This window comes from Streptomyces sp. NPDC004658, from assembly GCF_040609555.1.
Taxonomy (GTDB): Bacteria; Actinomycetota; Actinomycetes; order Streptomycetales; family Streptomycetaceae; genus Streptomyces.
Window position 1 is genome coordinate 1 of the sequence record NZ_JBEXKG010000233.1, and the last position, 8,817, is coordinate 8,817.

Genomic DNA, 8,817 nt, shown 5'->3' on the forward strand with positions numbered 1-8,817 from the left:
GGCCGGCCTGTTCCGTTGTGACGACCCTACCGGTGAGGCCGCTGCCGGGCGTGCGCATCCGGGGCGGCGCGGGCGGCAAGGCCCGTCGCCGCCTCGGTCGCCTCCCCCCGGCGCGCGCCGGGGGCTAGTGGGCCGCCGACTCCCAGTCGGGTCCCACGCCCACCGACACGTCCAGCGGGGCCCTGAGCTGTACGGCGCCCGCCATCTCGCGGCGGACGATCTCCTCCGCGGCCGCCCGCTCCCCGGGGGCGATCTCCAGGACGATCTCGTCGTGGACCTGGAGGAGCATGCGGGACTTGAGGTCCGCCTCCCGCAGCGCGCTGTCCACCTTGAGCATGGCGATCTTCACGATGTCCGCCGCCGTGCCCTGGATGGGCGCGTTGAGGGCCATGCGCTCGGCCGCCTCGCGGCGCTGGCGGTTGTCGCTGTTGAGGTCGGGCAGGTAGCGGCGGCGGCCGAAGAGCGTCGCCGTGTAGCCCGTGGCGCGGGCCTCGTCGACCGCGCGGCGCAGGTAGTCCCTCACCCCGCCGAAGCGCTCGAAGTAGGCGTCCATCAGGGCGCGTGCCTCGGCCGCCTCGATGTTCAGCTGCTGGGAGAGACCGAACGCGGACAGGCCGTAGGCCAGGCCGTACGACATCGCCTTGATCTTGCGGCGCATCTCCGCGTCGACCGCGCCGGGCTCGACGCCGAACACCTGGGAGGCGGCGGTGGTGTGCAGGTCCTCGCCGGAGGTGAACGCCTGGATGAGTCCCGCGTCCTCCGACAGGTGGGCCATGACGCGTAGTTCGATCTGGCTGTAGTCGGCGGTCATCAGGGACTCGAAGCCCTCGCCGACCACGAAGCCCCGGCGGATCGCCCGGCCCTCGTCCGTGCGGACGGGGATGTTCTGGAGGTTGGGGTCGGTGGAGGAGAGGCGCCCGGTCGCGGCCACCGTCTGGTTGAAGGTGGTGTGGATGCGGCCGTCGCCCGCGATGGTCTTGATCAGGCCCTCGACGGTGACCCGCAGCTTGGCCTGCTCGCGGTGCCGGAGCATGATCACCGGCAGTTCGTTGTCGGTCTGGGTGGCGAGCCAGGCCAGGGCGTCGGCGTCCGTGGTGTAGCCGGTCTTGGTCTTCTTCGTCTTCGGCAGGGCCAGCTCGCCGAAGAGGACCTCCTGGAGCTGCTTGGGCGAGCCGAGGTTGAACTCGTGGCCGGCCGCCGCGTGCGCCTCCTTCACGGCCTGCTGCACCGCGCCCGCGAACATCTGCTCCATCGCTTCGAGGTGCGGCCGGTCCGCCGCGATGCCGTGGCGCTCCATGCGGGCGAGCAGCGCGGACGTGGGCAGCTCCATGTCGCGGAGCAGGTCGGCGGCGCCGACCTCCGCCAGGCGGCCCTCGAAGGCCGTGCCGAGGTCGAGGACGGCGCGGGCCTGGATCATCAGGGCCTCGGCCTCGGCGCCGTCGTCCGCGCCGAAGGCCAGCTGGCCGTCGGCCGCCGCCGCGGGGGCCAGCTCGCGGTGCAGGTACTCCATCGACAGCGCGTCCAGGTCGAAGGAGCGGCGGCCGGGCTTGACCAGGTAGGCGGCGAGCGCGGTGTCCATGGTGACACCCTCGACGCTCCAGCCGTGCTCGGCGAAGACGCGCATGGCGCTCTTGGCGTCGTGGAACACCTTGGGGCGGGCGGCGTCGGCCAGCCAGGCGGCGAAGGCGTTCTCGTCGGCCTCGTCCAGCTCGGCGGGGTCGAACCAGACCGCCGCTCCCCCGGCCGTGGCGAGGGCGACCTCGGCGACCGAGCCGGTGCCCAGCGCCCAGGTGTCGACGGTGGCGACGCCCAGGGGTCCGGTGCCGTGCTCGGCGAGCCAGGGGGCCAGCTCGCCGGTGCGCAGGATGCTGCCGTCGATCTCGACGCCGTCGGTGGTGATCGGGGTGGCCTCGGCCTCCTCCGAGCCGGGGTCGACGGCGAAGAGCCGCTCGCGCAGCGACGGGTTGCGGATCTCCAGGGTGTCCAGGACCATCGCGACGGCCTTGCGGTCGTACGGGGCCCGCTCCAGGTCGGCGACCGTCTTCGGCAGCTCCACCTGGCGTTCCAGCTCGGTCAGGACGCGGTTGAGCTTGACGGACTCCAGGTGGTCGCGGAGGTTCTGCCCGGCCTTGCCCTTGACCTCCTCCACCCGCTCGACCAGCTCGGCGAAGGAACCGAACTGGTTGATCCACTTCGCGGCGGTCTTCTCGCCGACGCCGGGGATGCCGGGGAGGTTGTCGGAGGGGTCGCCGCGCAGGGCCGCGAAGTCCGGGTACTGGGCGGGCGTCAACCCGTACTTCTCGAAAACCTTCTCCGGGGTGAACCGGGTCAGCTCCGAGACGCCCTTGGTCGGGTAGAGCACGGTGGTGTGCTCGGTGACCAGCTGGAAGGAGTCGCGGTCGCCGGTGACGATCAGCACCTCGAAGCCCTCGGCCTCGGCCTGTGTGGCGAGGGTGGCGATGATGTCGTCCGCCTCGTACCCCTCGACGGCGAAGCGGTGCGCGTGCATCGCGTCGAGCAGTTCGCCGATCAGCTCGACCTGGCCCTTGAACTCGTCCGGGGTCTTGGAGCGGTTCGCCTTGTACTCGGTGAACCGCTCCGAGCGCCAGGTCTTGCGGGAGACGTCGAAGGCCACCGCGAAGTGCGTGGGCGCCTCGTCACGCAGGGTGTTGGCCAGCATCGACGCGAAGCCGTAGATCGCGTTCGTCGGCTGACCGGTCGCGGTCGTGAAGTTCTCCGCGGGCAGCGCGAAGAACGCGCGGTAGGCCAGCGAGTGCCCGTCCATGAGCATCAGCCGGGGACGGGTACCGCCGGGGGTCTTGTCGGTCTGCTTCGATGCTGTCTCTGCCACGTCCCCGATCCTGCCACGAGCCACTGACAGTGCGGGCCGGGCGGTCGCCGCGGGGATACGGCCGGCTGCCGCCCGGTCACTCACGGCGACCGGCGCCCCGGGCGGACCGTGGCCACTCGCCGCGACGAGGGCCCTTCGTGAGCCTCGCGCCACGGAGTCCCTCGCGAGCCGCCCGCCGCGGAGTCCCGCGCGAGCGATCCGCCGCCCGCCGCGCAGTCCCGCGCGAGCGATTCGCCGCCCGCCGCCGCCTCCCGCCCGGCCCGCACGCCCGGCCCGCCCGGCGGCACTGTCAGCGGGCCGTGGGAGGATCGTCGGCGTACTTCTCACACGCAGTCGAAGGGGATCGTGCGATGGCGACGAAGCCGCCCAAGGGTGACCCGGTCCAGGACGCGCCGCAGGTCGCGGAGCCCCGGCACGCGGCGGCGGGGCTGCCGGCCATCGGGCACACCCTGCGCATCGCCCAGCAGCAGATGGGCGTGAGGCGCACCGCGCTGACGCTGCTGCGCGTGAACCAGAAGGACGGCTTCGACTGCCCGGGCTGCGCCTGGCCGGAGCCGGACCACCGGCACACGGCGGAGTTCTGCGAGAACGGCGCCAAGGCGGTGGCCGAGGAGGCCACCCTGCGCCGGGTCACGCCCGAGTTCTTCGCCGCGCACTCCGTCGCCGACCTGTCCGGCCGCAGCGGCTACTGGCTGGGGCAGCAGGGCCGGCTCACGCACCCCATGTACCTCCCCGAGGGCGGCACGCACTACGAGCCGGTCTCCTGGGAGCGGGCCTTCGACATCGTCGCCGAGGAGATCGCCGCCCTCGGCTCCCCCGACGAGGCCGTGTTCTACACCTCCGGCCGCACCAGCAACGAGGCCGCGTTCCTCTACCAGCTCTTCGCACGCGAGCTGGGCACGAACAACCTGCCCGACTGCTCGAACATGTGCCACGAGTCGTCCGGGTCGGCGCTCAGCGAGACGATCGGCATCGGCAAGGGCAGCGTCCTGCTGGAGGACCTGTACAAGGCCGACCTGATCATCGTCGCGGGCCAGAACCCGGGCACGAACCACCCGCGCATGCTCTCCGCGCTGGAGAAGGCCAAGGCCAACGGCGCGAAGGTCATCAGCGTCAATCCCTTGCCCGAGGCGGGCCTGGAGCGCTTCAAGAACCCCCAGACCCCGCAGGGCCTCCTCAAGGGCGCCGCCCTCACCGACCTGTTCCTGCAGATCCGCATCGGCGGCGACCAGGCCCTCTTCCGGCTCCTCAACAAGCTGATCCTGGAGACCGACGGCGCCGTCGACGAGGAGTTCGTCCGCGAGCACACCCACGGCTTCGAGGAGTTCGCGAAGGCCGCGCGTGCCGCCGACTGGGAGCAGACGCTGACCGCGACCGGTCTCACGCGCGCGGAGATCGAGCGGGCCCTCGGCATGGTCCTCGCCTCGAAGCGGACCATCGTCTGCTGGGCCATGGGCCTCACCCAGCACAAGCACGCGGTCCCGACCATCCGCGAGGTGGTCAACTTCCTGCTGCTGCGCGGCAACATCGGCCGCCCGGGTGCGGGTGTGTGCCCGGTGCGCGGGCACAGCAACGTCCAGGGCGACCGCACCATGGGCATCTTCGAACGGCCCGCGCCGGCGTTCCTGGACGCCTTGGAGAAGGAGTTCGGGTTCGCACCTCCGCGCGAGCACGGCTACGACGTCGTACGGGCCATCCGTGCGCTGCGCGACGGCGAGGCGAAGGTCTTCTTCGCCATGGGCGGCAACTTCGTCTCCGCCTCGCCCGACACCGAGGTCACCGAGGCCGCGATGCGCCGCGCGCGGCTGACGGTGCACGTGTCGACCAAGCTGAACCGCTCGCACGTGGTCACGGGCGCGCGGGCGCTGATCCTGCCCACGCTGGGCCGGACCGAGCGCGATGTGCAGGACGGCGGCGAGCAGTTCGTGACGGTCGAGGACTCCATGGGCATGGTGCACGCCTCGCGCGGGCGCCTGCGGCCCGCGAGCCCGCAGCTGCGGTCCGAGCCGGCCATCGTCTGCGGTCTCGCCCGCCGGGTGCTCGGTGAGCGCAGCGTCGTGCCGTGGGAGGAGTTCGCGAAGGACTACGCGACGATCCGTGACCGCATCGCGCGCGTGATCCCCGGTTTCGAGGACTTCAACGCGCGCGTGTCCCGGCCGGGCGGCTTCGCGCTGCCGCACGCTCCGCGTGACGAGCGGCGCTTCCCGACCGCCACGGGCAAGGCGAACTTCACGGCGGCGCCGGTGGAGTACCCGGCGCTGCCGGAGGGCCGTCTGCTGTTGCAGACCCTGCGTTCGCACGACCAGTACAACACCACGATCTACGGCCTGGACGACCGGTACCGGGGCATCACGGGCGGGCGCCGGGTGGTGCTGGTGCACCCCGAGGACGCCCGGTCGCTCGGGGTCGCGGAGGGCTCGTACGTCGACCTGGTGAGCGAGTGGCGGGACGGTGTGGAGCGGCGGGCGCCCGGCTTCCGGGTCGTGCTGTACCCGACGGCCCGGGGCTGCGCGGCGGCCTACTACCCCGAGACGAACGTGCTGGTGCCGCTGGACGCCACCGCCGACACGAGCAACACCCCGGCCAGCAAGTCCGTCGTCGTACGACTGGAGGACCACACCGGCACCGCCGGGGGCCGTCTGGAACAATCGGCGACCGACTGAGCGTTTGCTCAGCGAGCAGAGCAGGTGGATGACGAACGGAGCCGGCCCATGGGCGAGCAGCAGCACGTGAAGTTCCCGCAGGAGGTCCTCGACGAGTACGCGGCACTCGGTGTGGACCTGCCCGCCCTGTTCTCGGCCGGACACCTGGGCACGCGGATGGGCGTGCAGATCGTGGAGGCCTCGGCCGAGAAGGTCGTCGGGACCATGCCGGTGGAGGGCAACACCCAGCCGTACGGCCTGCTGCACGGCGGCGCCTCCGCGGTGCTCGCGGAGACCCTGGGCTCGGTCGGCTCCATGCTGCACGGCGGCGCCTCGAAGATCGCCGTCGGGGTGGACCTGAACTGCACGCACCACCGCGGGGTGCGCTCCGGCCTGGTGACGGGCGTGGCCACGCCGGTGCACCGGGGACGGTCGACGGCGACGTACGAGATCGCGATCAGCGACGAGGAGGGCCGCCGTGTCTGCACCGCCCGGCTGACCTGCCTGCTGCGCGACGTCCGGCCGGGCGACGGTGCGCCCGCGCAGTCCGCCGCGAACTGAGACCCGCCTCACCGCGGGCCCTGCCGGACCGTTGCCCCTCGCCCTCCCTGCCCGTAGCTTCGGCACATGGGACGGCGAGGAGGCCCCCGGCCGGGGGTGAGGTTCCTGGTGCTCGGGCTGGCGTTGCCAGTGCTGCTGTACACCGCGGGCTGCACCGGACCGGACGGCTCCGCTCCCTCCCCGGCCCCCACCACGGTCGCGGCGCAGCCGACTTCAGCCGCCGACCTGTGCACGAAGCTCGTCGGCTACTGGTCCCGCAGGATGCTCGCCGGTGACACCTACGGCGACTACCAGTCGATGGGCCTGTCCCACGGGCAGTACCAGATCCTCATGGACGTCGTGGCGGCGGGACGCTCGGCGCGGCAGCGGGAAGGCGTGGACGCCGCCCGTCGTCTGATGGCCCGCCAGGCCCGCACCGCGTGCACCGCGCGCTACCGGCACGGGGCCCCGAGCGGAGGTCCCTGGACATGAGCGGCATCGGCCCGCCGGAGCCCGGAGAAGGCACACACGCCCAGGACCCCCGACCACTCCGCCGGACGCGCGCGGCCCTGACCGCCCGCCACACCCGCCACCGGCGCATCACCGCGGCCCTCGCCACCACGGCCGTCACCCTGGCCGGCGGCGGCTACCTCTACGCCACCCGCCCCCATCAGCCACCCCCGCACGAGCACCGCGCGCACGTCCAAGTCCCGTACCCGGCGCAGGTGGTGGACGTGACCTATCTGGAGGGCCGGACCGCGCCCGCGAGCGCCCCGCCACGCAGCTTCAGCTTCGAGGTGCTGGTGAGCGTGGCGTCGGGGCCGCCGGTCACCGTGACCCGGGTGACCCAGCCGTACGCGGGGGTGTCCCTGAGAGCGGAGCCTCCCGTTCCGTTCCGGACAAGGGAGGGTTCCGCCCGCAAGGTCACGATCACGATGCACGTGACGGAATGCGAAAAAGCCCCCAGGAACGCCGGACTCCCTTTCCTGGACGTAACTCTGCGTAATACGCGCGCAATACAGGTACAGAGCTTCATCCTGGGCCCCCGCTACGCACAGGACCTCTCACACGCCCTGCAGGTAGCCTGCAGCAACAATGTTGGGTAATCACCAAAACGGCTGAGACGCCTGGAAGGATCAAGGCGAGTCCTGCGGGTTCTCACAATGCGGACGGTGCGAATCCACCTGAATTCCACCTTCCACCCCACCAAGTACCGCTCTGCATTACGTCGTGTCATAACAAGAGCGTCACAGCCTCGGTCAGACACTCCTCCACGTTCCCCACACACGCTTAGAGTCACGGCCAGTCACCGCGCCTTCGGATTGTCCAATTCAGCGCGGCGCGCGACTCGGCCGCTTCCACGGGGAGGCGGTTGTGCCTGGGGAAAGGACTGATCGTGCGTCAACGTTCGCTTATCGCCATCACCGCCGCGCTGGCGGCGGGAGCGCTCACCCTCACCGCCTGCGGCTCGCGCGACAGCGGCGACAAGGGCTCCGACTCCGGCAACGGCGACGGCAGCACCGTCGTCATCGGCGTCGACGCCCCCCTGACCGGCGACCTGTCCGCCATGGGCCTCGGTATCAAGAACTCCGCGGACCTCGCCGTCCGCAACGCCAACAAGCAGAAGCTCGTCAAGGGCGTCACCTTCAAGATCGAGGCGCTCGACGACCAGGCGCAGCCGTCCGCCGGCCAGCAGAACGCCTCGAAATTCGTCTCCGAGCAGGGCGTCCTCGGTGTCGTCGGCCCGCTGAACTCCTCCGTCGCCGAGTCGATGCAGAAGGTCTTCGACGACGCCAAGCTGGTCGAGGTCTCCCCGGCCAACACCGGCCCGGCCCTCACCCAGGGCCCGGACTGGCAGAACAAGAAGGTCCGGCCGTACAAGGCGTACTTCCGCACCGCGACCACGGACGCCATCCAGGGCCCGTTCGCCGCCCAGTACGTCTTCAACACCGCCAAGAAGAAGAAGGTCTTCGTCATCGACGACAAGAAGACCTACGGCTCCGGCCTCGCCGCCACCTTCACCGACGAGTTCAAGAAGCTCGGCGGCAAGGTCGTCGGCACCGAGCACATCAACCCGGACGCCAAGGACTTCTCCGCCGTCGCCACCAAGGTGAAGAACTCGGGCGCCGAAGTCGTCTACTACGGCGGCGAGTACCCGCAGGCCGGCCCGCTGAGCAAGCAGATCAAGGCCGCCGGCGCCAAGATCCCGCTGGTCGGCGGTGACGGCATCAAGGACGACACGTTCATGAAGCTGGCCGGCTCCGAGAGCACCGGCGACCTCGCCACCTCCGTCGGCGCCCCGGTCGAGGACCTGCCCTCCGCCAAGCAGTTCGTCGCCGACTACAAGGCCGCCGGCTACAAGGAGGAGTACTCGGCGTACGGCGGTTACGCCTACGACTCCGCCTGGGCGATCATCGAGGCCGTGAAGAAGGTCGTCGACGCCAACGGCGGCAAGCTGCCCTCCGACGCCCGCGCCAAGGTCACCGAGGCCATGCAGGGCGTGGCCTTCGACGGTGTGACCGGCAAGGTCTCCTTCGACGAGTACGGTGACGCCACCAACAAGCAGCTCACCGTGTACGCCGTGAAGAACGGTGCCTGGGTTCCCGTCAAGTCCGGTACCTACACCGGCTGATCCACGCCCGAACCCCTCATGAGCCGCGGGGGGGGGGGGTGGCCAGGGGCCCCGCGCGGGCGCGCCACCCGCCCCCAACCCCCCCCGGTACCAAAGCAGGGGGGGCCAGGCGGGGACCAAAAGCCGCCGCAGCGGGGGAACCGGCAGGGACG

General features: G+C 71.3%; 6 protein-coding genes. 5 read left to right on the forward strand and 1 reads right to left on the reverse strand.

Going from position 1 to position 8,817, the window contains the following annotated elements:
* Positions 1-124: 124 nt before the first annotated feature.
* A complete protein-coding gene (polA, locus tag ABZV94_RS38160) occupies positions 125-2,851 on the reverse strand; it encodes a DNA polymerase I (RefSeq protein ID WP_356349068.1) in 2,727 nt (908 codons plus the stop codon).
* A 350-nt stretch (positions 2,852-3,201) separates the two neighbouring features.
* Here polA and ABZV94_RS38165 point away from each other — a divergent pair, with 350 nt between their 5' ends.
* The 5 genes from ABZV94_RS38165 (at position 3,202) to ABZV94_RS38185 (ending at position 8,665) form a co-directional block, all read left to right on the forward strand.
* Positions 3,202-5,514, forward strand: coding sequence for an FdhF/YdeP family oxidoreductase (locus tag ABZV94_RS38165; protein ID WP_356349070.1), 2,313 nt, complete (start codon positions 3,202-3,204; stop codon positions 5,512-5,514).
* 48 nt (positions 5,515-5,562) lie between these two features.
* Positions 5,563-6,054, forward strand: a complete 492-nt coding sequence (locus tag ABZV94_RS38170; RefSeq protein WP_356349073.1) for a hotdog fold thioesterase — start codon at positions 5,563-5,565, stop codon at positions 6,052-6,054.
* 66 nt (positions 6,055-6,120) lie between these two features.
* Positions 6,121-6,525, forward strand: a complete 405-nt coding sequence (locus tag ABZV94_RS38175) for a hypothetical protein (protein ID WP_356349075.1) — start codon at positions 6,121-6,123, stop codon at positions 6,523-6,525.
* Positions 6,522-7,139, forward strand: coding sequence for a Tat pathway signal sequence domain protein (locus ABZV94_RS38180; protein ID WP_356349077.1), 618 nt, complete (start codon positions 6,522-6,524; stop codon positions 7,137-7,139). Before ABZV94_RS38175 ends, ABZV94_RS38180 begins: the two co-directional genes overlap by 4 nt.
* 290 nt (positions 7,140-7,429) lie before the next feature.
* On the forward strand, positions 7,430-8,665 hold the full coding sequence (locus ABZV94_RS38185; protein WP_356349080.1) for a branched-chain amino acid ABC transporter substrate-binding protein: 1,236 nt from the start codon (positions 7,430-7,432) through the stop codon (positions 8,663-8,665).
* Positions 8,666-8,817 lie beyond the last annotated feature (152 nt).